This is a genomic window from Umezakia ovalisporum Ak1311 (genome assembly GCF_029891685.1).
Taxonomy (GTDB): domain Bacteria; phylum Cyanobacteriota; class Cyanobacteriia; order Cyanobacteriales; family Nostocaceae; genus Umezakia; species Umezakia ovalisporum.
The window spans coordinates 94467-117289 of sequence record NZ_JANQDJ010000009.1 but is presented as its reverse complement, the minus strand read 5'-3'; the positions used below and the strand labels follow the sequence as shown (position 1 = coordinate 117289).

The 22823-nt window shown below is 39.5% G+C and carries 20 protein-coding genes; 9 read left to right on the top strand and 11 right to left on the bottom strand.

Translation table 11 applies throughout. The features are described 5' to 3' along the window. The 8 genes from NWP25_RS01710 to cas10 form a co-directional block, all read right to left on the bottom strand. Complete coding sequence (locus NWP25_RS01710; protein ID WP_280651830.1) at positions 1-231, bottom strand: type II toxin-antitoxin system Phd/YefM family antitoxin; 231 nt, start codon at positions 229-231, stop codon at positions 1-3. A gap of 543 nt (positions 232-774) precedes the next feature. Then, positions 775-2019, bottom strand: coding sequence for a TIGR02221 family CRISPR-associated protein (gene csx2 / locus NWP25_RS01700; protein WP_280656476.1), 1245 nt, complete (start codon positions 2017-2019; stop codon positions 775-777). Between the two features lie 23 nt (positions 2020-2042). Beyond that, complete coding sequence (gene cas6, locus NWP25_RS01695; protein WP_280656475.1) at positions 2043-2804, bottom strand: CRISPR system precrRNA processing endoribonuclease RAMP protein Cas6; 762 nt, start codon at positions 2802-2804, stop codon at positions 2043-2045. Between the two features lie 4 nt (positions 2805-2808). After that, positions 2809-4095 carry a type III-A CRISPR-associated RAMP protein Csm5 gene (gene csm5 / locus NWP25_RS01690; RefSeq protein ID WP_280698759.1) on the bottom strand — a complete coding sequence of 429 codons (1287 nt, stop codon included), beginning with the start codon at positions 4093-4095 and terminating at the stop codon, positions 2809-2811. Beyond that, positions 4079-5152, bottom strand: coding sequence for a type III-A CRISPR-associated RAMP protein Csm4 (gene csm4, locus NWP25_RS01685; protein ID WP_280651826.1), 1074 nt, complete (start codon positions 5150-5152; stop codon positions 4079-4081). Before csm4 ends, csm5 begins: the two co-directional genes overlap by 17 nt. A 2-nt stretch (positions 5153-5154) precedes the next feature. Continuing rightward, a complete protein-coding gene (gene csm3, locus NWP25_RS01680; protein WP_280651825.1) occupies positions 5155-6132 on the bottom strand; it encodes a type III-A CRISPR-associated RAMP protein Csm3 in 978 nt (325 codons plus the stop codon). Between the two features lie 2 nt (positions 6133-6134). Next, positions 6135-6539, bottom strand: a complete 405-nt coding sequence (csm2, locus tag NWP25_RS01675) for a type III-A CRISPR-associated protein Csm2 (protein ID WP_390902752.1) — start codon at positions 6537-6539, stop codon at positions 6135-6137. 76 nt (positions 6540-6615) lie between these two features. Next, the gene (gene cas10, locus NWP25_RS01670; RefSeq protein WP_313959056.1) at positions 6616-8919 is read right to left on the bottom strand and encodes a type III-A CRISPR-associated protein Cas10/Csm1; all 2304 of its coding nucleotides are present in this window, start codon (positions 8917-8919) and stop codon (positions 6616-6618) included. A gap of 596 nt (positions 8920-9515) precedes the next feature. On the opposite strand from cas10, the gene cas6 (NWP25_RS01665) reads away from it, so the two are divergent. From cas6 (NWP25_RS01665) to NWP25_RS01650, 4 genes are all read left to right on the top strand, one after another. After that, positions 9516-10661, top strand: a complete 1146-nt coding sequence (gene cas6 / locus NWP25_RS01665) for a CRISPR-associated endoribonuclease Cas6 (protein WP_280651823.1) — start codon at positions 9516-9518, stop codon at positions 10659-10661. Positions 10662-10841: 180 nt separating this feature from the next. Next, positions 10842-11861: a CobW family GTP-binding protein gene (locus tag NWP25_RS01660; RefSeq protein ID WP_280651822.1), complete on the top strand. Its 1020-nt coding sequence runs from the start codon at positions 10842-10844 to the stop codon at positions 11859-11861. 114 nt (positions 11862-11975) lie between these two features. Further along, positions 11976-12626: a GTP cyclohydrolase I FolE gene (gene folE, locus NWP25_RS01655; RefSeq protein ID WP_280651821.1), complete on the top strand. Its 651-nt coding sequence runs from the start codon at positions 11976-11978 to the stop codon at positions 12624-12626. Positions 12627-12955: 329 nt separating this feature from the next. Beyond that, positions 12956-13318 carry a hypothetical protein gene (locus NWP25_RS01650; RefSeq protein WP_280651820.1) on the top strand — a complete coding sequence of 121 codons (363 nt, stop codon included), beginning with the start codon at positions 12956-12958 and terminating at the stop codon, positions 13316-13318. 98 nt (positions 13319-13416) lie between these two features. Here the strand turns inward: NWP25_RS01650 and NWP25_RS01645 are convergent, their stop codons facing one another. Then, positions 13417-13983 (bottom strand): pentapeptide repeat-containing protein, encoded by a 567-nt coding sequence (locus tag NWP25_RS01645; RefSeq protein ID WP_280651819.1) that lies wholly within the window; start codon positions 13981-13983, stop codon positions 13417-13419. Between the two features lie 184 nt (positions 13984-14167). On the opposite strand from NWP25_RS01645, the gene NWP25_RS01640 reads away from it, so the two are divergent. Then, entirely contained in the window at positions 14168-14761 is a 594-nt protein-coding gene (locus NWP25_RS01640) for a hypothetical protein (RefSeq protein ID WP_280651818.1), read from the top strand. A gap of 253 nt (positions 14762-15014) precedes the next feature. Beyond that, on the top strand, positions 15015-16037 hold the full coding sequence (locus NWP25_RS01635; protein ID WP_280698757.1) for a tetratricopeptide repeat protein: 1023 nt from the start codon (positions 15015-15017) through the stop codon (positions 16035-16037). 233 nt (positions 16038-16270) lie between these two features. Here NWP25_RS01635 and NWP25_RS01630 read toward each other — a convergent pair whose 3' ends face one another. Beyond that, positions 16271-17233 carry an SGNH/GDSL hydrolase family protein gene (locus tag NWP25_RS01630; RefSeq protein ID WP_280688386.1) on the bottom strand — a complete coding sequence of 321 codons (963 nt, stop codon included), beginning with the start codon at positions 17231-17233 and terminating at the stop codon, positions 16271-16273. Positions 17234-17489: 256 nt separating this feature from the next. Here NWP25_RS01630 and NWP25_RS01625 point away from each other — a divergent pair, with 256 nt between their 5' ends. Beyond that, on the top strand, positions 17490-17630 hold the full coding sequence (locus NWP25_RS01625; protein ID WP_280651815.1) for a hypothetical protein: 141 nt from the start codon (positions 17490-17492) through the stop codon (positions 17628-17630). Between the two features lie 156 nt (positions 17631-17786). Continuing rightward, on the top strand, positions 17787-20678 hold the full coding sequence (locus NWP25_RS01620; RefSeq protein ID WP_280698755.1) for a glycerol-3-phosphate acyltransferase: 2892 nt from the start codon (positions 17787-17789) through the stop codon (positions 20676-20678). Between the two features lie 106 nt (positions 20679-20784). On the opposite strand, the gene NWP25_RS01615 is transcribed toward NWP25_RS01620, so the two are convergent. After that, a complete protein-coding gene (locus tag NWP25_RS01615) occupies positions 20785-21360 on the bottom strand; it encodes a GNAT family N-acetyltransferase (protein ID WP_280651813.1) in 576 nt (191 codons plus the stop codon). 357 nt (positions 21361-21717) lie between these two features. Between NWP25_RS01615 and bioB the strand changes: the two genes are divergently transcribed. After that, the gene (bioB, locus tag NWP25_RS01610) at positions 21718-22722 is read left to right on the top strand and encodes a biotin synthase BioB (protein WP_280651812.1); all 1005 of its coding nucleotides are present in this window, start codon (positions 21718-21720) and stop codon (positions 22720-22722) included. Positions 22723-22823: the final 101 nt, after the last annotated feature.

The following is a 22823-nucleotide window of genomic DNA, read 5'->3' as shown; positions in this document are numbered from 1 at the left end:
TTAAAGTTCTATATCATCTAGGGGTAATAATCCTGCATCTACATCGGCAAAGTCTTCTTCTAGTGGTTCCAGAATGGAAAGTGTTTGCAAGAGGGATTTTTTTTTAATAGGAGAAATGATGGCCAGGGGGATACCATTTTCGGTGATGGTTAGGGTTTCACCTGTTTTTTTAGCTTGGTTAATTAGAGTTTGCAGGGTGGGGGGGAGTTCTGAAAGGGTGATTTGTGTCATGGTGGTTTCTGGGGTGGGAGGATGAGTTTTTGGTGTATATTTTTTATTCTATAGGAATCCGGTTTGATTGCTGAAATTACTCGTAGAGGCAGGGAATAGGTAATAGGGAATAGGGAACAGGAAAAAATGAATAAAATTGTACCGAGTTTTGTTCAGAAATATTAGTCCTATAGCATGGGTATCTATCACTAATGCGCTCATAAAGGAATATCCTTGGGAAAATTTCCCCATATTTCTTGACGGGCTTGAGTAATATCTTTTTCGGTAATTTGAATATCTAAATCACTCTATAATCCCTACAAGCTAGGGCGAGGTTTTTTTGGTCGTGATTTGTGCTTGAGAAACTGAATGAAATCCAACACTTGTTGCTGTTTATCTGGTGGTAGTTACCATAGGTTTTGTATAACTGCTTGTTCAATGGTCATGATTTCACTTGTAATGCTATCCATAGCATGGCGATAGTTCCAGTGTTGTGAAGGAATAAGCGATCGCTTTTCGTTGAGGGTTGTGTGAGGAGATGGTGGTCAGGGTTTGGAAGTGTTTTTATACAGTTTCATCCTGCAAATCCCAAACTTTAGCAATGGCTTGAAGTTCTTTAATGATAAGTTCAGTTTGGTGCAAAATGTCTTCTGCACTTTTAGGATCTTTACGAAAGCCTGCGTGTAGTACGTCATTACGCAGCTTGGCCAAGTTTAATTCACCACACCACAATCTGCTTAATGGTTTTTTCTTTTCCTTTGGAATAGTAGACCATTGTTCTAAATATCGAGATTCCTTTTTATCCTTATCTTTGCCTCCATTTAATAATAGTTCCATTTCATCTCGACATGGTTTATCTAATGGATCTAGTTGAAAGTGATGACATAACAACGAAGGTAGCCATTCCCGCGCCATAGATAAGGCTTGAACAATTTGTCCTTTGGCTGCATACCACTCTACGATTTTCAGTTGTCGCAATAAAGATGATTGTGGGTAATTGCGATAATCTGTTGGGTTAACCAAGCCAAAATTACCATAATCTTTTTCTACACGCTTCAGCAAAGCCGCAAATGGTGGTACGGTTTGAGAAACTGTTGGTTCTGCTGCTGTAATACGTTCAGGTAATATTGCTGCTTCTTGAATCACATCCATTGGACGTAATAGCTGTAAACCTTGTGCAATTCCTTGGATGCTAGCCGCTAAATTTTGTGCTGTCGAGTCACCATGATAAAGTAAGTTTGCTAATGCTTGTCCATTTCCCGTTTTAGTGAACTGGTCGGTAGCAGTTGTCCACTCCAATAAGCTGACTATAGGTAAAAGGTCAAAGATGGGGGTTTTATTATCATTTGTTTTGGCATCAAATGCGCCATATATTAAACCTTCAATCTGCACTTGACGGACAACACGTAAATAACTGACGGCAATTAATGCTAAAACAGGTAGAGAACGAAAGCCGTTTGTGATGTCAAATAATACCCTATCACCTTCTTGCAAACAGTCTGTTAACAGTTCAAATAGTTTCCAGATATCCGATGTACTGTGTCCTTCAGGAACATTTTCTATCGCTCGTAAATCAACTTTATGGAAAAGCTTCTTATTTAGTGTTTCCCAACTAGATTCAGTCTCGTTGTCTGGAATTCCTGTAGCTGCTGTATTTGTCAACAAAACATAAAGAGTCTCAGGCTTGTAAAATTCTACTAAAGCTTCTTGAATGAATTTAGTTTTATATTCGCCAGAAGCAATTGGATTGAGGTAAGTGGTTTCTTGATAACCTCTTTTGTTAAAACCTAGAAATGAAATTGCTTTCATAATATGTATTTAATCCTTGAGTTTTAGAGTTTTACAGCAGTCTGTCCCATTGCTAAACGAGTTTTAATACCCGTACCACAAAAGCGCGCATATTGAACCAATAAATTAGCGATATTTGCCAATAGAGGATCAGCACGGCTTAAAACTTGTAACCTGACATCGCCAACAAATCCATTCACAAAACCTTTATGTAGTTGATAACTTCGGGTTTGAATTTTGTGATTTTTAAGGAAAACAGCGTTACTCAGATAAGCAATTAATTCATCGCTTCCTAAATAAACAGGTGCGAAATTATTCCAGCGTTCTAACCAACTGCGGAACATTAAGTTGGGTAACGGTAAAGGTAAATTTAGTCCACCTTGAGCAAAGGCTGTAGGTGTGATAAATTTCAAGTCAAAACTTCTCACTGGATCTGGTTCATTGCCTACTAAGTTTGTATATAATTCTGCATAGCTGGTGATTTCCTCTTCTCCATTGATAATGTTGAATTTTGCACCCAGAAATTCTAGAGTGTCAGCAAGATTTAGATGAGAAATGGCTTTAGCTGAAACTTCGTTTAGTCCACATAGAGATAGTTGGTAAAACTCTTGGGGATGGAAGGTGATAAAATCTCTGGAATTGGAAGAAAAACCGATTATACCTGAGTAGGAAATAGGGGGTATGGTTTCGCTTCCCATTTCTAAACCTAGCTGCTGATGCAGTTGCTTTACTAGTTCTAAGCTATGGGAGCGGGGTAACACTGTTGGTGTGGATACGGTTAATGTCCAGGTGGTGTGAATTAGCATAGGTCTATACAGTGTTGAATTTCACCCATCCAGGAACAAATTTAATTTCGCCATTGCTATTCATGACAGTTCGCCGAGATTTTGGTGCTTCAAAACCTGGTGCTTGAATACCACAAATGTCACGGAGTTCTGCTCTGAGTTGGTCGTCAAAACATAAGCCAACAGTGGTTCCTGTCATTCCACTACCCCAACCTAAGCGTAACATATAGGGACATTTTTCTGGTTTGTAGATATCACGGATATGATTAAAGTCTAGGTTTTTACCAGATGCTTTAGGGTTATTTTCTATTGCGTTCCAATAATCATGCTCATAGTCCCATTGTTCTTGAGTAAAATCTTCGCATATTTTCAGTAGTTCATCTAGATTATTAAAGGGTAATTTCATTCCCTGTTTATGCTGGAACCATGACAGCATTTCTGGATCTAAGGTGAGGGTAAATTCTGTGATGACATTCCGCGCCATTTCAGCATAGATAGAGGCTTTACATTTGGCTAAGTAATCAGGATATCTGCTGGAAACTATGACTTCAGCGACAATGGAAAAATTTGCGGGAATTAATTTACCTGTTCTGCTGGGAACTTTGGTTTCAATTATGGGTTCAGAATCACTGACTTTCAAGCAGCGTAAAAAGTCTGTATTCTGACTGCTACCAGATAATGTTTTACCTTGATAGTTGAGGGTAAAGTTGGAAAATAAACTTTCCATAAATAAATTATCATCACTAAATTTCTGTTTATGTTTGTTACTGAGTTCTCCCAATCTTTCCTTGAGATTATTTTCAATTTCGCTGACCCGATTTTGTGGAGGTATTTGATAACGGTCAGGGTATTTGAGTAAATGATAAGCTATGGCTGTTCTAATTGCACCTTTGATTGAGGAACCAGGGATAAATAAATATCCCATACCGTTGCGAATCATCGGGCGTAAGTCTGTAATCTTATCTTGGGCAAAGTTTTGGCTAATTGCATTTGGGGGAAAAATGGCATTTCCGTCTGTGTCTTTTGCATTCCAGCATTCGTCACCAAAGGCTTGCTGTAAAAGTTTCGTGATGTCTCGACGTTCTTCAATTGCTTGAATATAGTCGTTGAGAAAACTTCCTCCCTTTTTTAATAATCCTTTAGCTAGGGCTTCTTGATTGGGAAGATAAACTTTTTTGGCTGTCTGCACATATTCAAATGGATTTAACATCGATACAGATGAACCAATATGTAAAAGTGGACTGGTTAACTGTATGCGTTTTGATTGGTAAAAGTCAGGTTTTTTGAGTGGAGATTCAGGCGCAATAACCATGATTTTCTTGTTCGTGTACTTTAATTGGTAAACTTAAGCTGATACCACTGCGGTAAATACCGTGTTTTGTGAATTCTTTTGGTCTGACATCTACCAGCTTTCCTTGTGGTGGCGTGGAAAAGACAGAACCTTCACTAAACATTCGTACCGTTTGGCGACGTAGCTGAGTTTGTGCTATCCAACCACCTCTTTCTTGAATTTCGTAACTGGCTTTATTTAAAAAGTCAATTGTTATGGATAAATCCCAAAATAAACTGATGAGGGTGTGGTGAGTTCCTGGATGAAAATTAACTACTTTTTGCCACTTTTCTGGTAATTCTGACCAGTGAGCTTCAAATCTTCCTGCTCCATTGGAACGCTCTCCGCCAATTCCTTCTTCTCCTAAAAGGTGTAGAGATGCTTGGAGTTTATGGGCTAATTTTTCACCTTCTGGAGAAAGTTCTAGAAGAAAGTATAAACCTGCGGGGTTTTCTTGCCAATCAAATTGAACAAAGCCTGTATGGTAAATGTTTGTGGCTCTGGTATTTCTATCTATGGCTATTTTGGGGAGTTGTTTAATTTTATAGGCTTTACTGTAGTCAAATGTTCCTGCTGTTGCTAGTTTTCCTTTGGGTTTATCGGGGGTGTAAGTTTCTAATTCCTTGGCATCATCTGTGGTGAATCCTGTTCCTTGATACCATTTTTGCCAGATTTCTAAAGGTAAATAGTTGAGTTTTTTGTAGGTTTTGAAAAATGCTAAATCTTCCTCTGGGTAGTTGATGGGAAATTTAAGGGGACGGGGAAGATAGTAAATTGTCTCTTTCCCCACTTGTCGATAGATAAATGTAGAACTGATGCGGAAAGGGGGTATAGGTTGGGGTTGTTTATCTGTGGGAAATAGCTGTAATAATTCCTCTACTCCTTGTTTTTTAAACAACCGCGCATAGTTAGTTACCCAGGCGCTAAATAAACTGTCTGAACGGATGCGATCGCTTGTTTGTTCTAGACCTATTCCTACTTCCCCAAAGTGAGCAAGGTTGCGTCCAAAGTTCAATTTTACTAGTTTCCAAACACTCATGATTAATTTCCCTCTGGTAATAATTTTTGTTTGATGTACTCCCGTAAGCTTCTGAAGTTGTCTAATAGTCCTTGGGTGTTGGGAATAGTGTCTAAGGTTTGTAAAGTTGATGTTCCTTGGGGTGCATTGGCAATTCGACGATACTGTTCTAAGCTGCGACAGTTAAACTTAAAGTTCTCAAATTTGACTTTGCCGTAACCTCTAGAACCATGTCCACCCAATGCGTCATCTTCAAGAAAAGCAAGTGCGATGGCTATATTCTGCAAATCTTCAACGTCTTGCTGTGGATTTTCGACGGTATAAATTAACTCAAAATTGAATTTTGAATCTGCTGGTACACGTTCTAACTGTCTGGGGTTGGCGGCTGCTGTTACTCTGTCAATGCCGTTTTCAAATTTCCACTCGGTCATATATAAACCAGTGTCAACTTTTTTCAACTTCTCTGCTGAGTCTTCTGATAAGTGACAGTCACGGATAATTAAGCGACTGGGGGCATTACGTCCACGATTAATTTTGACGCAGTTTTGACCTTGAATTATTTTTGTAGGATTCTTGTCTGAAAATAATCCTTCGTTTGTAGCACTTTCAATGGGCATCCAAAACCCAGAACCGCCAGTGGAGCCAAATAATCGACTAATTTGACAGGTTTTAGCCCCTTCATAGGTAATAAATTGTCCAGCTTCAACTTCAGTAAACCCATCTGCTAAATCATCACTTTCATAGCGCCATGTTCCACTTCCACCTGGGCGATTGAGGGGTTTTTTTAATAATCGTTCTAATGTGGCGCGGAGTTTACCTTTGATGGATGAACCAGGGAGATAAGGATACTTGGTTAAAGGGTCACGAATTACAGGTTTATCTAGTCCACCTATGTCTAAATTTTCGCCACCTCCACCAATATGCAGTCCTGTTTTGGCGATGAGTTGACAAGTGAGAGTTACTTTACCAAGTAGGGGTGTTTGTTCGTATGACACTGGCATAATTATTTTCCACCTTCAGCTTTGTGATAAGCAATAATTGATTCAATAAATTGCACTAAACGCTCAAAATCTTCTTTGGTATTAACTTTATCGATGGCGGCTGATATGACATCACCTAATGGTTTTGCGGCTCTTTGTCTAGCTGCGGCGTATGCAAGTTTAGGTTTGAGCAGCACCACTTCTGTTTCTATTGCTGAAAATTCACCTTTTTCAGTTAGGTCGGCTTTTAACCGATTTACGGCATCTAAAAATTTGCGGACTTGGTTAGTTTCTAATCTTTGTTGTTTAAGATAAGGACCAAAGGCTGCGGACTGGTTAACTAAATCACGAATGGGATATGCTTGTAAACATTGTAAATTATTGATTTTATCAATGATTTCTTTGACAATATTGTTGTTTTGATTCATATTTGCTGGGGTATTTGATTGTTTGGCATGTCCTGGTGAAGAATTAGGTTTTGATGGAATTTGCTTATTCATGCAATTAATTTCCCCTGTTTAATAATTCAATCCAAGTGGCTATGGCGCGAAAATAAGGCGCATTGTACGGATTTTTGAGAGAAGTCCGAAAATCGTTATCTTTCAATATATTGTTGGGTAATCTTGCTAGGGTGTAAGCTATTTTTGGTAAGTGTAAATAATAGCGAGTTCCTAAAGCCTCCTGTGATTTTTTTTCTTGTTTAAACTTTTTTAATGCCTGTTCTTGGATTTGTGCGGCGATGAGGAGGTTACGTACAAAATTCCGGGAATAATTCACCCCTATATGTTGCTGTTCTAATCTGTCAACAAAGGGGTAAACACCGAATAAGTTTGGTGTTTTCTCGGAATGGAGATATTTTTTGACATCACTATCAAGTGTAGTAGAATTTTGTTTTCCTAGCCATTCATCCCATTTGAAAACTTGACCAAATAAGCCTAGGCTGTCTCTACCGTTGGCTTTGGCTGCATCTTCGGCTTCTCCTGAAGATTTTGCAGCTTGATATAAGGGAAATTTAGTATTATCAATGCTGATACCTCCAGAAAGGGTTATATGTTCATTATTACCTGTATAGGTACGAAATGATTGATAAATATCAAAGGCAAATTCTACAATTTCATTCCATGCACCACTAATAAATAAATCATCACCACCTGCATAAATAAATAGTAAATTTAATCGCTGATGGTTTGGTGTTAGTTGTTTAATTTCCTCAGGGATGTTGGTTTTTCTATCTGCTGCCAAACTATTGAGGTAGACTTTAAAGAAATAACTCATTTGCCGAGATAAACCAGCCAGTCTGGTTAGGGTTTGTTTTTCACATAAACCTTTGGCAAATATTTGTCCTAATCGGTCTACATCCATGCGTAGATAACCAACTCTGTCTGCTCCTTTGGCTTCTACAGCCATTTCTTCAGCACGGATAAAACCTATAGGTTCTTTTGAATTTTCAGGGTTTGGGTTACCTTCCTTACCATAGTTCCCTAGTAAGAGGGGAGCAGCATTTTTAAAAGATTTGAATCGATAATGTTCTAAATGCCAATCATTGACTAACAAAACCATGTCAGAATTAGTATCTATTTGTTTCCATTTTTTGAACAAATGATAATGGATATCTCCAGAGGGAAGTTTAAAGGAGATTGTATGTAAGGCGTTGTTAATTTCTTTATTGGTTGAGCGGACAATTGCTTTTACCCCAAACAGTTGACTTCCTAAATCAAACATACTCCGACAAGTTTCACAAGCTGAAACTGAATCTGGTTCTTGGGAATTGAGGGGTTTTAGAGTTTCTACGTCGTCACGATGACAGACGCGACAAGGTTCATGACTATGACTAGGAGTGATAAATTCACTAAATTTATTTTCAGCAAATTTACGAGATTTATATACAGCTAGGTTTTTGGTGGCTTTTGACCAATTTTCAGCAAATTTATCTTTAAGTTCTTTAATGGAAAAGTTTAAACAATCTAAAGCCAGAAAGACTTTACCTTGGAATTCTTTTAAAAGCCATTCGTTAAACTGCTTACGGATTTGGTTGACAATATTTTGATTTTCTGGGGTTGCAGAGGCCAAAATATATAAGTTACCACCACCTGCATAAATTATATTTGTTCTTGGTAACTGGAGTTGATATAATAATTGTTGTACAACTTCTTCTGTAACTAATTCTAGATAAAAACTTCTAGCTCTTAATGACTTAAGTGCTCCTTCAGAAGAAATACTATATATGAATTTTTGAATACCTGATAAGTCACCAGCAATTAAACTAATTTCTTGAGTAGGATTATTTAATAAAGCTACTGCAAGGGCTGCTGTGGTTCTGGCTATGTCTACTAAAGCTACATCAGATTCCCCAAAGCTAAGACATGAGGCAAATTTTTCTAAGATTAGCATCAGTAAAGAGAGGTTTTGCCAGTTATCTTTGATGGAGTTAGCAAGTGCCTCATTAATCTCTACTTTAAAAGCTGTTTGTGCTTCTTCGTCTGGTGCGGAATTTAAGGGATAGGGAATATCAGGATATTCTTTATGGTCATTGTCAATTGCTTTGAGTGGATGGTAATGGGGTTTTGTTGTGTCGTTTCTAGGTTCATCAGATAAGTTTACGCTGTCAAACAGTAAGCTTAATATTCCAACTTGTTGATTTTCTTCCCAACCTACAAGCTTCTGGGCATTTTTGACTGCTGTTTTTTCTGAGTCGTTAAGAGATTCAGGCTCAAAAGGTAGCTGAATATTATGGTGTGCCCATTTAGCTAAGGTTGCGATGGCCTGTTGAAGTACGTGTAATGCAACTTTTTGAGAATTTGTCATCATAAAAACTTTCCATTTAAACTGCAATGGTAGGCGCTTCTTCTGTTAATTCTTTCTAGAGAACCCCACCAACAACTGCGCGAAGGTCTAAACTATTGGAGGACTGTAAATATCCTCTCCTGGTGCAAGGTAATGGATACTGCTGGTTAATACTGAAAAGATAGTATCAATTGTATTTTATTGACCTTGAATGTCACTGTTCAGATTTGCAAGAATATCCGTTCTTTTAGTTTAGCTGTTAATATTTGTACAAAAGATTGAGTTGTTTTACTTAATTGAGTCTCTTGTTTTTGTCCAAAGCACGCAGCCATGTTGCCTCTTTTCAAGGGCTTTCACGCTTCTGGTTGATTTCTTGTAAGGAAGTTTGCCAAAACTCACTTGTAATATTCTGTCTTTTAATTCCATGTTGTAGGTAGTCATGATTTTAAGTGTTGTTATCAATGGTTATATTATACATGGCATTAGAAGAGGCTCCTTCCAAAGAAGCTTGTCTTTGATATGGTGGCGTGATAAGGCTGTGTGTTGTCCGGTTTAGCAATTGACTACAAGGGGACTGAAATTAACTAAAATATTTAACAATATTTGCATAGTAATCGGTAATGCCAAGAGCAGCTAAAGTTACTACTCGTAAAGTCAGGACTAAATCAGAAGTTACTTCTAGCTTTCCCACGTGGGGAAATGATACGGAATTGTTGGGATTGGAGTTTGACCTAGAAGCACTGAACACCAGCTCTGTCTATTCTCAATACACCATAGCTCTCCATGCTTGGTTTCTTGACCAAGTGCGACAATTTGACCCAGACCTTTCTGCTTATCTCCATGATGGTAAGTCAGAAAAGCCTTTCAATATATCAGGTTTAGAAGGTCAACTACTTCCGGCTGGTAAAAAATTACAATTGGAGATAAACCAAACTTTACGGTGGCAAGTTAATGTTTTATCTGCAAGGGTGGTGCAGTTTCTTAAACAGTGGTTAACTGAATTGCCGGAAACTCTAAAATTAAGAGATGCTTCTCTACGGATTAAACAAGTGAGAATTTGTCATCCACCAACAACTTATGCCCAATTGTTGCAACTACCAGCAAAATGCTCTAAAGTTAACCTCAGTTTTATTTCACCAACCAGCTTTCGCCGCAAAAGTCATCATTTCCCCCTTCCTGTACCTGTGAATCTGTTTCATAGCTACCTGCGTCGCTGGAATGATTTTTCGGACTTACCAGTGTTACAAGAGTCTTTTCTGAATTGGATAGACGAAAATGTGATTATTCATGGACACCGTTTGCAATCGGTTAAGGTAGCAGCTGGTAAACAAGGTTCAGTTACGGGTTTTACTGGGGCGATTTGCTGCGGGTTAAGTAAGGCTGGTTTGGCTAATACTGAATTTACTCGGTTGTTTTATGCTTTGGTGAAACTTGCTCCTTACTGTGGAACAGGACATAAAACTACCTTTGGACTGGGACAAACTTGTTTAGATTGGGTGGAACCAGAACCTAGGACACCGACGCAGTTACTAACAAATATTCTGGGAGAACGCATTGAGGAGTTAACTGCAATTTTCACAGCACAACGCAAACGCACAGGGGGCGATCGCACTGATAAAGTAGCGGCTACCTGGGCTACGATTTTAGCACGACGAGAAGCCGGGGAATCTTTGAAGGTGATAGCAGAAGATTTAGAAATGCCTGTTTCTACTGTTAAAACTTACACTAAGTTGGCTAGGCGAGCACTTAAACCAGGAAATTTTTAGTATCGTTCCCCAATATCCAAATCTTTTCTTGCAGAGGATTCTTTTTGCGCTAATATGATAATGATTATCATTAATTTTAGCCATGGTTAGTTTTGGTATGCATTCACAGATTCGCCACGTCTGCGCTGACATCTTAGCCCTGGCTTTGAGCAACGATAAAATTTCACCATTAGACTTAATATGAGCACCTTCACACCATCAGCAGCTGGAGTTTTATCAGAAATTCCCAAGCAAGGAATGCCAGTAAGTATAATTACTGGATTTTTAGGTAGTGGTAAAACCACACTCCTCAATGAGATACTGAAAAACAAACAAGACTTAAAAATTGCCGTCTTAGTCAATGAATTTGGGGATATTGATATTGATAGCCAATTGCTAGTTTCCATAGACGAAGATATGATGGAACTGAGCAATGGTTGTATTTGCTGTACCATCAATGATGGATTAGTGGATGCTGTTTATCGAGTATTAGAAAGAGAAGAAGGTATTGACTATTTGGTAATTGAAACCACTGGTGTGGCTGACCCGTTACCAATTGTTTTAACGTTTTTAGGCACAGAACTCAAAGATTTAACCAACCTCGATGCTATTCTCACTTTGGTAGATGCAGAGGCTTTTGACGCGGAACATTTTCAAAGTGAATCAGCTTTGAAACAGATAACCTATGGTGATATTATTCTCCTGAATAAAGTTGACCTCGTTAATCCAGAAAAACTACAAGCAGTTGAAAGCTACATCTATAAAGTCAAGGCTGGGGCGAAGATTCTACATACCCAATATGCACAAGTGCCATTACCATTGATTTTGGGTACAGCGTTAACACCGAAACAACAGTATGTGTCTATTGTGGAACAAGATGCCCACAAAAAACATCATCATGAACATGAACATCATCACCATCACTCAGACCACTTAGATAATGATGGCTTTGTTTCGATTTCCTTCCAAAGCGATCGCCCGTTTGATGTCCGTAAGTTTGAAACGTTCCTTACTGAAGAAATGCCAGCGGGTGTATTTCGCGCTAAAGGCATACTTTGGTTCAATGATAGTGAATTGCGCCATATTTTCCAACTGAGCGGACCGCGTTATAATTTATACGCTGATGAATGGTATTGTCAACCAAAAAATCAGCTAGTTTTTATCGGCAGAAATTTGGACAGCAATGAAATCAAATGGCAGTTAAAGAAATGTTTGGTATGATGAGAACGTGTAAAGTTATGTTACACTTTTTTAGTCAGAGGTAGTCAAAGCTTAATCATGACGCAAATCTGACAATCGACTAATTCATCAAAACATTCATACAAAACTCAAAAAATGACTCTATCGATTCGTCCCGATCTAACTTCTGCCGATCAGGTACTATCGTCTTTCGTTGCTCAAAAGCGGCCAAAAGTAACAGAAGCAGAAATGATGCAGGCTGTGCGGACTTTATTGATTGGACTAGGTGAAGATCCAGACCGCGAAGGACTAAAAGATACTCCTAAAAGGGTAATGAAAGCCTTGCAGTTTCTCACAAAGGGATACACTGAATCCTTGGACGAACTGCTGAATGGAGCAGTCTTTACAGAAAATGCCAATGAAATGGTGTTAGTTCGGGACATCGATATTTTCAGTTCTTGTGAGCATCATATCCTGCCAATAATTGGCCGCGCTCATGTTGCCTATATACCTAACGGTAAAGTAATCGGTTTATCTAAAATTGCCCGTATTTGTGAAATGTACGCCCGACGTTTACAAGTACAAGAACGTCTCACCACCCAAATTGCTGATGCATTGCAAGGATTGCTCAAACCCCAAGGTGTTGCAGTAGTGGTGGAAGCTACCCACATGTGTATGGTAATGCGCGGTGTGCAAAAACCCGGTTCTTGGACTGTTAGTAGCGCTATGCGCGGAGTTTTTGCAGAAGATTATCGAACTCGTGAAGAATTTATGAATTTAATTCGGCATAATGCTAACTTTCATTAAATCATTATCATAGAGCTAAATCTATTAGCTTGTGCTGTGACTGAACTACCCTCCCCGGGATTCATCCCTGGGGTAGTTCAGCCCACAACGGCCACTAGCAAGTTAATTGATGAGGAAATTTGAACTTGAATGCAGCAAGGACAAATAGCTCTTAAAGGCCAGAATTTCGCTGCAAACGATGGTATTTATGATTAATTACGGTAAATCGGCATTTTTGAATTGACGAATCCGATGATTAAACTGATTTAAATTCCTGATGGACATTTACTTGAATCGTAAGTTTTAATCGGATAATCTGGGCAATCAGGATTGTTTTGAAAGGTAACCTAATGAATAAAAAAACTATACTTAGTTTGCTTTCCACTCCCATGCTAGTTAGTTCAATACTGGCTATGGGAACAATGGTAAATCAAGCACAGGCGGCTGAACTAGAAAAAGAAAACACAAACAATAAGTTCACCTGTATCCGCAATGAACACATAAGGCGTCCGGTGTGCGCTAGAGCTTCTGCATTAGCTCAAATCCCTGAATACCAACCTGGTATCGAGTTTTCTGCTACTGAAAATGAAGTTCCTTTACTAGCCTTTAATATTGAAGAAAGTGATATGGCAGTCAAGTTATTTAACTGTGATTGTCCAGCTTGTATAAATACTTTACGCCAGATGCGTGGCATAACTCCCTTAGTTTATTAGGATATGTAAATAGGGATACCACAAAGTTTGTTTCCCTGGTGGGTTTTCTGGTTCTGAGAATCCCGGTATGTTTAGCCTACCGGGATTTTACTTTGGACTCAGGAAATAAGCACTTGAGTATAAATACTAGCCCAAGTTACCCATTTATGAGATAGTCCCATATGCAATACTTCTCCTTCTTGCTCTTGGTCAGTGATGATTGCTCCTGTTAAGTCTGCACCATCGAGTTCTGCTTCATTGATATTGCAAGCAGTTAAATTTGCCTTCCTGAGATTAGCGTTTCTTAAATTTGCCCCACTCATTTCTGCTTGACTGAGGTTTGCACCTACTAGGTTGGCAATTTCTAAATTTGCACTTCGTAAATCTGCGCCACTTAAGTTGCACTTTTCTGAGTTGACCCTAATCAAGTCAGCGCCAATCAAGTTGACCTCACTTAAATTTGCACCTTTTAATTGTGCTCCACTCAGGTCAGCATCAGTGAGATTTGCTCGGCTAAAGTTACATCCACTGAAATTAGCTTGAGTCAGATTAGCTCCACTGAAGTCAGCTTCAGTAAAATTAGCACCACTTAAATTAGCACCAGAAAGATTGACTTGATGTAAATTCACTTTATTAAATGTGCGTTCTCCTGCTGCATAAAGATTGAGAATTTTTTGACTATCCATGTTGTCACCTCCCAATGTCTACAGGTCACTAAGTTGAGTTATAAATTACACTCTACCCAAACCACACCAAAGACAATTTTTTGAGTTGCCAGCAACTGAATTTTTGGGCAAACTTGTTACTTAATTGTGCTATAATTAGAGGCTATTTTAAAAAAACCTTAATAGAAATATACTTATTAACTCAATGGCTGATTTCACATCTACCCTATCTGAAGCAGCGGCTGCATATTGCCGAAAAGGGCGGGTACTTCCCACTGGTGAAACAATGGTAAATGCCTTGTTACAAGCCGAAAAAGCTTCCCAGCAGCAAGGGCTGAGTTATCCATTGGAATCACTGGTGGGTAAATGGCAACTTTGCTTTGCAACTGGGACTAAAAAAGCGAGGAAACGAGCTGGAACTCTGTTGGGGAAGGGTTTGTATCTGCCAAAATTTCTAGCTGTCCATATTTCTTTTAGTGGGACTTTAGAGCAGGATTCAGGTAAAGGTGAGATCGGGAATCAGGTACAATTGGGGCCAGTTTTGTTGCAGCTGACGGGGCCAGCAAAATATTTAGGTAAGAAAAATTTATTGGCGTTTGACTTTAACTACATGGTTTTGCGCCTGTTTGGTTCTATGGTTTACAACAAGTCGATTCGCTCTGGTGAAGGTCAAACTCACAATTTCTATGACGAGCCCATAGCTAAATTACCTTTCTTTGTTTTCTTTTTAGTGACGGAAGATTTAATTGCGGCTCGTGGTCGTGGGGGTGGGTTAGCACTTTGGATTCGTGAGCAGTAAGGAACTACAGTTGAACATGGATAAACACACATAAATAGCAATAAGTCGGTATTTACGCTTTTTTTGTTGGTTAAATCAGTTTTGAGATTCAACCCCCACTCTTGTATCTATAGATGTATTTTTTTGTTTCAATTCTATTTACTTTTTATCTCTAAAGAGAGAAAATAACGATTAACTCAATTTTGGGAAACCTCCAAAGGGTTGATTCCCAAAGATAACTTGCCAATTCATCGCAGAGTTTAACCGGGGTCAGATGACGCAAGCTTTTAATCAAGTCCAAGAGTGGGAACAAAGGCGTGAGGAAGCCAGCCGCTACTACAAGCAGGGCCAGTTTCAAAAATATCTGAATTTTGCTAGTGAGAATTTGCATTTAGCTAGAGCAATTCCAGATCGAGCTAGGGAAGGCCATACATTGAATGATATTGGTTTAGCTCATCTGAGTTGTGGCCAACCTTTACAAGCATTAGAGTGTTTTCAGCAAGCTCGTTTGGTAGCTATGGAACTTGGTAACAGGCGATCTGAGGCCATCGCTCTGAGCAATCTGGGTTCTACCTACAGTCGTCTGGGGCGATTGTTACGGTCGCTGGAGTATTTTGATCAAGCATTACGAATTTTCAGAGATTTGCAAGATACTCAAGGAGAAGTTTCTAGTCTTAATGATGTAGCAATAATTTATACAAAGTTGGGGCAACCAAAGCGATCGCTGTTGCTACAGCACCAAATTTTGGCCATCCGTCGAGCACTAGGAGATTTTTCTGGTGAAGCAACTACCCTCAACGGTATTGGTTATGCTTATAGTATTTTAGGTCAGTATGAGCAAGCTTTAGAATTTTTGCAAGCAGCGCTGCCGATTCAACGCGCTGTCAAGAATATCATGGCTGAAGCAACTACTTTAAATAATATTGCTTCTGTGTATGGTGATTTAGGACAACCTAAAAAAGCATTGTTACTTTACTATCAAGTTTTATTGACACGTCGCGCAATAAATGATCGCGCTGGTGAAGGAACAACTTTACATAATATTGGTTTTACCTACAATCTGCTGGGGAATCACCGTCAGGCTTTGAAACACTACCAGGAAGCGATCACGATTTATCAAGAAATTGGTGATTCTATGGGAGAAGTTTCCACGCTGCTGAATATGGGTAATATTTACGCTAGGGGTAAACGGAAAAAGTTAGCCCTATCCTACTACCACGATGCGCGAGTTTTAGCTAAAGCTATTGAGTCTCAGCCACTCTTGAAGAAGATACAGCAATGTATGGATGCTCTGTAAAAAGCTTAGGTGGTTATAGAAGCCTTGTGGAGAGGTTCCACTGAACCCCTCTTCTACATTCTTTACCACCAGGTATTTATTGCACTATTTGAGGCCTTTACTGCGCCAGTAGGGTGCGTCATGGATTGATTCCTGGCCTACCGAAAATAAGGATGTTGCCTTGGGAAACCCCACAACACACCCTACAAAACAGGATTTGGAGTAATTTAATGATTTGTATGTACACTGTGGCTTTAGTTAGGAGAGGGATTGGAGGGGAGGTTTTGTAAAAGCCATTGCTTGATAACTTGAGTGACAAACTGATTACCTTCCAAGTTGAGGTGTATGTGATCTTGATACAAGGTTTTTGGTTGGGGGTGTGCGTTGAGTAATGGTAAACAATCTATATAAGTAATTTGCTGGGTTTTGGTAAAATCAATCAATCTTTGACGGGTTTTAATTTCATAGTTCCGGGGTCCTGGTTCACCAATTTCTCGCAATAAGGGAGTCATCACTAGCAAAAATTGGCTGTTGTTTTCATGACTCAATGCTTGGATTTGGCTAATGGCTTCTAGATTAATTCCCACCATGTCCCCTCTTTCTTTCTGTACGGCTTTGATTTCCGGGATAGTCCGTAGTTTGATAATATACCGTTGCCATACTTCGGCTAATGCCAGGACAGGTTTTTTATCTGGGTAATTGCCATGGCGTCCTACTGGTAAAGAAGTGGGTGCAGTGCCAAATAAATCATCTGTATTAATTAGTAATATGACAATTTGGGCTTTAAAGTTACCATATTTTTGTAAATACGCTAATTCGTTTCTGGGACTCCAAGAGTTGGCTGAAGCATTTAATACTTCTATTTCCGAGTAATTACTAATATTTAATAATTTTAAAGAACGGGTCATGAGACTGGATATTGTATTCTCTTGGTCTGTCCACCAGCCACCATTAGCAATAGAATCTCCGATAATCAGCACTCGCAGGGTAGAAGGTGGGGGTATTGTTTGGATGGGGCCACTTCGCATAGAATATTGATTGATTTCAATGCGATTACCAAACCGTCGGGTGCGCTGGTTAGGGGCCAATAAGTAACCAATCTGCTGGTCGGCAATATAAATGAGTGGATTACCAAAACCAAAGAGCGATCGCAATGTCACTTCAACTATTACACATAACCCTAGGGTTGCCAAAATTATGATTAGTGCTAATTTCACCTGTCAACGCCCTCTGAGCCAACTTGTATTCAGAACCAATTGACTAACATAGTCTAAAGGCTTATGGAAATTAAATATTATCATCTAGCACTTATTAGCTTTTTGCATCGGATGAGGAAAAGGTATGTATATTCATTAATATATTTGTTGCAAAGCTTAAAAAAAATATTATATGTAATTTAGAGTAATCAGCAAATAGAAGGACTACAATCGAAACGGACATATTAGCACTGTAACAAAGGAGGATTACAAAGCTATGTCCGATTTAAATCGAGGAATTATGAAATTTAAAGGTGCAGATTCCCCCAGAGCAGTCACTATCTCTACTGTGCTGCTATTGGGATCGATTGCTGCCCTCATTGTTTGGGCGCTCCAAGCTGCCTATGCGTTAAACTAAGTAATTAGGAACCAAGGAGGACACTTGTAACAACGGTTTCCGCTGGGGCCAAGTGTCCATCAACTACGTCAAGTACGTCAAAAAATTTCCGAAAAACTTGATAATTTTAGATTTGCGGTTTTAGATAAAAAATAAATCTAAAATCAAAAACCCATAATGATAGAAATTTGGGGCGCCTTGGTTATTTTAATTGCTTGTCCCGTTTTGGGCGGGTTACCAATTATTGCTTGGATTACCTACTTCCTTAAAGGCAGGCAATTATCACAAATTGGCACTAAGAACATCAGCGTTTCAGCCGCTTTTTATCATGGCGGCACATGGGTGGGAATTCTGGCTGTTGTATCAGAAGCCTGGAAGGGAATCGGGGCAGTGTTGCTGTCTCGTGTTTTTTTTCCACCAGGATCACCTTGGGAATTAATTGCCCTCATTGCCTTAGTATTAGGTAGATATGGCCTAGGCAGAGGAGCAGGTACAACCAACGTCGTTTGGGGGTTCTTGGTACATGACCCTTTGGTGGCAGTATTTACAGGTTTACTGGCAATTATCAGTTTTACACTTCTACAATCTAGGCAACTGGTAAAGTTTGGGGTTTTATTTGTGTTTCCTTTGTTTGTGATACTTCTGAATGTTGAAAATTTTCCCAAAATAATGGCGGCTATTGTGCTGGCTGGATTGTTGGCCTGGATTTACACAAAAATTCCCGATGATTTGAATTTACCAGCCCAAGAAGTAGATACAGATTCACAAGGAACTTTTGCATATTTACGAGGGTATCGCCCGATTCTTTCTTTAGATGATGAGTTAGATGCGGCTGTAGTCGGACAAAAAGCTGCAACTTTATCTCAAGTTAAGCGCTGGGGCTATCCAGTGCCGAAAGGATGGGTAATTTCTGCGGTTGATGATCCCGAACAGTTGATTGCTGTGCTTCAGCCTTCTGATTTATCTCCCTTAGTAGTCCGTTCCTCGGCTATTGGGGAAGACTCTGAAAAAGCTTCGGCTGCGGGACAGTACACAACAATTTTGAATGTTACTAGCCCAACAGAATTACAAGCAGCCATTGCTCAAGTCCAAGCTTCTTACAATCATCCATCGGCTGTACAATATCGTCGCGATCGCGGGTTACCAGATACAGCAATGGCCGTGCTGGTACAACAACAAATTCAAAGTGTGTATTCTGGTGTTGCTTTCAGTCGTGATCCTATTACTCAGCAAGGCGATGCAATTTTAATTGAAGCTTTACCAGGAAGCCCGATTCAAGTTGTTTCTGGCAAAGTCACACCAGAACAATATCGCGCTTTTGTCATGGAAACAGATAATATTTCCTCTGTGCAAGTAGAAGGAAAAGGACAAGTACCACAAGCATTAATCAAACAAGTAGCATACTTAGTCAGGCGACTGGAAAAACAGTATCACGGCATACCCCAAGATATGGAGTGGACTTATGATAGTCAGAATCTTTGGGTTTTGCAGTCTCGACCCATTACTACCCTATTACCTATCTGGACAAGGAAAATAGCTGCAGAAGTGATTCCTGGGGTGATTCACCCGTTAACTTGGTCAATTAATCGCCCCTTAACTTGTGGAGTGTGGGGAGATATTTTTACTTTGGTTTTGGGGGATCGGGCTGTGGGGTTGGATTTTACTGAAACTGCAACTCTGCATTATTCTAGGGCTTATTTTAACGCCTCATTGTTAGGAGAGATTTTTCTGCGCATGGGCTTACCACGGGAAAGTCTGGAATTTTTAACCAGGGGTGCGAAAATGAGCAAACCGCCTTTAAAATCTACCTTGGCCAATTTGCCTGGATTAATACGGCTGCTGAAGCAGGAACTCAATTTAGAAAAAGACTTTAAACGGGATTATGGTCGAGTTTTTGTTCCCGCTTTGTCACAATTAACAGATGAATTTCCAGAAGCACTCCCAGGGTCACAGCTGTTGGAAAGAGTAGATTTTATTCTGGAATTGCTTCGCAGTGCAACTTATTACAGCATTTTAGCGCCGTTGAGTGTAGCCCTGAGACAGGCAATTTTTCGGGTGAAAGATGGGGAAATTGATAACAGTATTACCCCAGAAGTATCAGCATTGCGATGGCTAAGTGCTTTAGCTACAGATGCAAAAGAAATATTAGGTGAGTGTGAACCGGATCAAGTATTTGAGCAATTAGCACAAACTCCAGAGGGAAATAAAATTGTTCATGAATTTAACGAATTATTGCAAGATTACGGTTACTTAAGTGATGTGGGGACAAATATTGCTGTTCCTACCTGGAAAGAAAAACCTGAACTCATCAGGGAGTTGTTTGTGCAGTTATTGCACAACCGATCTGAAACAGAAGGTGTAGATTCTATCAATCGGGTTCCATCAGCAAAGCGCAAACGAGGGATGGTGCAGCGTCGGGTAGATATTAAAGGACGAGTTACAGAATTGTATTCTCGTTTATTGGCTGAATTGCGGTGGCGATTTGTAGCTTTAGAGCAAATTTGCCTAAAATCAGGCTTGCTCCAACAAACTGGAGATATCTTTTTTCTGGAATTAGATGAAGTAAGGCGTTTAGTAGTTGGTGATGATTTTGAACTGAGGGCACATTTGTCTGAGATAGTGCAATTGAGGCGATCACAATTCGATGAAGATAGTCAGTTCAATCAAATTCCTCTGCTAGTTTACGGCAATACACCACCCCATCCTTTATCACCCTCGTCTGTTTACTCAGATCAGGTATTACAGGGTATTCCCGCTAGTCACGGTCAAGCCGAAGGAAGAATCAAAGTGCTAAGAAATTTACAAGATTTACCAGAAATCAACCGCGAGACAATTTTGGTTGTACCTTACACAGATTCCGGGTGGGCTCCTCTGTTAGTTAGGGCTGGCGGCTTAATTGCTGAAGCTGGTGGACGACTTTCTCACGGTGCTATAGTGGCTCGTGAGTACGGTATTCCTGCCATTATGGATGTTCAAAATGCAACTTGGATATTACAGGATGGCCAAAGAGTACGGATGGATGGATCTAGGGGAATTGTGGAATTATGTAATGACTTAAGACCGGATTAATTTTCCACTATGAACCAGGGAATAAATTCCCTGGCTCATAGTGGAAGTCCCTTAAAGAGCTATTTTCATAAAGCTAAAGTTTTGCATGAGTTAAAAAAGCAAGAAATTAATACTGATCTAGCTGCCAATGAGGATTAATTAAACTTGTGAGAATATGATCTTCCCATTTGCCATTAATTAATAAATAATCTCTAGCATATCCTTCCACAACAAAACCCACTCTTTTTAAGACATTAGCACTGCGGCGATTATGGGGCATATAGTTAGCCATGATACGATGAAAATTTAATTCTTGAAATACATAATCTGTTGCAGCTTTTAAGGCTTCTGTCATATACCCTTTCCCCTGCTCCCATTCCGCGAGACTATATCCCACATAGCAAAAATGGGCTGATCCTCGAATAAAGTTGGTAAAATTTATAGTTCCAATAATTTTAGTTGAGTTTTTCTGCGGAAAAATAAACATTTTTAATGATTGATCATGGATGAATTCCAACACATTATTTTCGATTTGATATTGCCAATATTCTTCTGTAAACAAATGCTCAAATAAAACAGGGTAAAAGGGAGTAAAATAATTTTTGTTTTCATTGAAATATTTCAGTATTTGTGGAATATCTTTTTTAATAGCAATTCTTAATGTCAGGCGATGGCTGTTGATGAGTGGTAGTTCTGAGTTCATAAAACCCTTGATTAACTTAACGTTTTTATTTGTAGGTTTACAATTTTTAACTTTTATAATGGCTAATTTATGATGCTGATTTTTCTCAAAAGATCATAAATTGAATCATTCTTGCTGTATCATCGTAATACTTGAAAAAGCTCAGATGATTAATAGGTGAGGTCAAGTCATTAGTTGCAAATATTATTGTGATTATTTTGACAATTAATCTGCCAGATACCCAAAATCTTGGTAAGCTGATTTTTAATATTTACAGCATTAAGATTGAAATTCTTCAATCCCAAAGCTGTATTTTGCGAGATCCAACAGAAAATCGCTCAAGGGCGATGCAGTCTATTAAGAAGGATAGTGATGTAGGTGGGAATACGCTACGATTGGCAAAAAGCAGAGATTCAGGCGATATACAACACGCCATTCCTAGAGCTGATTTATCAAGCTGCTAGCGTGCATCGCCAATATCATGACCCAAGAAAAATACAAGTTTGTAAGCTGATCTCAATTAAAACAGGTGGTTGTCCAGAAGATTGTAGTTACTGCGCCCAATCTTCCCGCTACAAAACCGAGGTAAAGCCCCAAGGACTTCTAGAAAAGGAAACAGTCCTTGATATAGCCGAGAAAGCCAAAGCATCGGGAGTAAGTCGGGTTTGCATGGGTGCAGCTTGGCGGGAGGTGCGGGACAATTATCAATTTGAGACGGTTCTGGAAATGGTCAAAGAAGTGACGGAGATGGGTTTAGAAGTTTGCTGTACTCTGGGGATGTTGACAACGGACCAAGCGAAACGCCTAGAAGCAGCTGGACTATATGCTTATAACCATAACTTGGATACATCCCAGGAGTACTATAATACCATTATTACTACGAGAACTTATGGCCATCGACTGAAGACAATTGATCATGTCCGCCAGACTAATGTAACTGTCTGTTCTGGGGGTATTCTGGGATTAGGCGAAAGTTTGGATGACCGTGTAGGAATGTTACAGACTCTGGCGAATTTACATCCTCATCCAGAGTCAGTACCAATTAACATTCTATCCCAAGTTGCCGGTACACCCCTAGAAAATCAACCAGATGTGCCCATTTGGGATGTAGTACGCATGATAGCCACAGCCAGAATTATTATGCCTAGTTCTGATGTGCGTCTTAGTGCTGGTAGGGCGAGACTTTCTCAAGTAGAACAAGCGTTATGCTTTATGGCTGGGGCAAATTCGATCTTTTCCAGCGACGACAATAAAATGCTCACAGTTACTACTCCCTGTCCAGATTACGACGCTGATAGAGAAATGCTAAATTTACTGGGTTTAGAAATGCGTCCTCCTCACCAAAGACCAGAAAAAGCCGCCACTCCGGCCGTCGTTGGTTAAAGAACTCTACCCCCAAGGCCTCCCCTTTGAGGGAGGCTACGTTGACACTCCTCATGACATCAAACAGGGTTGCTTAAGAAAACAACGCCTTGGGTAACACC

Bases quoted from the DNA above. Each gene is read 5' to 3' on its own strand.
- NWP25_RS01660 (WP_280651822.1), top strand. From the start codon at position 10,842: ATGAGCACCTTCACACCATCAGCAGCTGGAGTTTTATCAGAAATTCCC.
- csm4 (WP_280651826.1), bottom strand. From the start codon at position 5,152: ATGAGTGTTTGGAAACTAGTAAAATTGAACTTTGGACGCAACCTTGCT.
- NWP25_RS01620 (WP_280698755.1), top strand. From the start codon at position 17,787: ATGATAGAAATTTGGGGCGCCTTGGTTATTTTAATTGCTTGTCCCGTT.
- NWP25_RS01645 (WP_280651819.1), bottom strand. From the start codon at position 13,983: ATGGATAGTCAAAAAATTCTCAATCTTTATGCAGCAGGAGAACGCACA.
- folE (WP_280651821.1), top strand. From the start codon at position 11,976: ATGACTCTATCGATTCGTCCCGATCTAACTTCTGCCGATCAGGTACTA.
- NWP25_RS01710 (WP_280651830.1), bottom strand. From the start codon at position 231: ATGACACAAATCACCCTTTCAGAACTCCCCCCCACCCTGCAAACTCTA.
- NWP25_RS01640 (WP_280651818.1), top strand. From the start codon at position 14,168: ATGGCTGATTTCACATCTACCCTATCTGAAGCAGCGGCTGCATATTGC.
- NWP25_RS01625 (WP_280651815.1), top strand. From the start codon at position 17,490: ATGTCCGATTTAAATCGAGGAATTATGAAATTTAAAGGTGCAGATTCC.
- csx2 (WP_280656476.1), bottom strand. From the start codon at position 2,019: ATGAAAGCAATTTCATTTCTAGGTTTTAACAAAAGAGGTTATCAAGAA.
- cas10 (WP_313959056.1), bottom strand. From the start codon at position 8,919: ATGATGACAAATTCTCAAAAAGTTGCATTACACGTACTTCAACAGGCC.
- cas6 (WP_280651823.1), top strand. From the start codon at position 9,516: ATGCCAAGAGCAGCTAAAGTTACTACTCGTAAAGTCAGGACTAAATCA.
- csm2 (WP_390902752.1), bottom strand. From the start codon at position 6,539: ATGAATCAAAACAACAATATTGTCAAAGAAATCATTGATAAAATCAAT.
- cas6 (WP_280656475.1), bottom strand. From the start codon at position 2,804: ATGCTAATTCACACCACCTGGACATTAACCGTATCCACACCAACAGTG.
- csm3 (WP_280651825.1), bottom strand. From the start codon at position 6,132: ATGCCAGTGTCATACGAACAAACACCCCTACTTGGTAAAGTAACTCTC.
- NWP25_RS01615 (WP_280651813.1), bottom strand. From the start codon at position 21,360: ATGAACTCAGAACTACCACTCATCAACAGCCATCGCCTGACATTAAGA.
- NWP25_RS01650 (WP_280651820.1), top strand. From the start codon at position 12,956: ATGAATAAAAAAACTATACTTAGTTTGCTTTCCACTCCCATGCTAGTT.
- csm5 (WP_280698759.1), bottom strand. From the start codon at position 4,095: ATGGTTATTGCGCCTGAATCTCCACTCAAAAAACCTGACTTTTACCAA.
- NWP25_RS01635 (WP_280698757.1), top strand. From the start codon at position 15,015: ATGACGCAAGCTTTTAATCAAGTCCAAGAGTGGGAACAAAGGCGTGAG.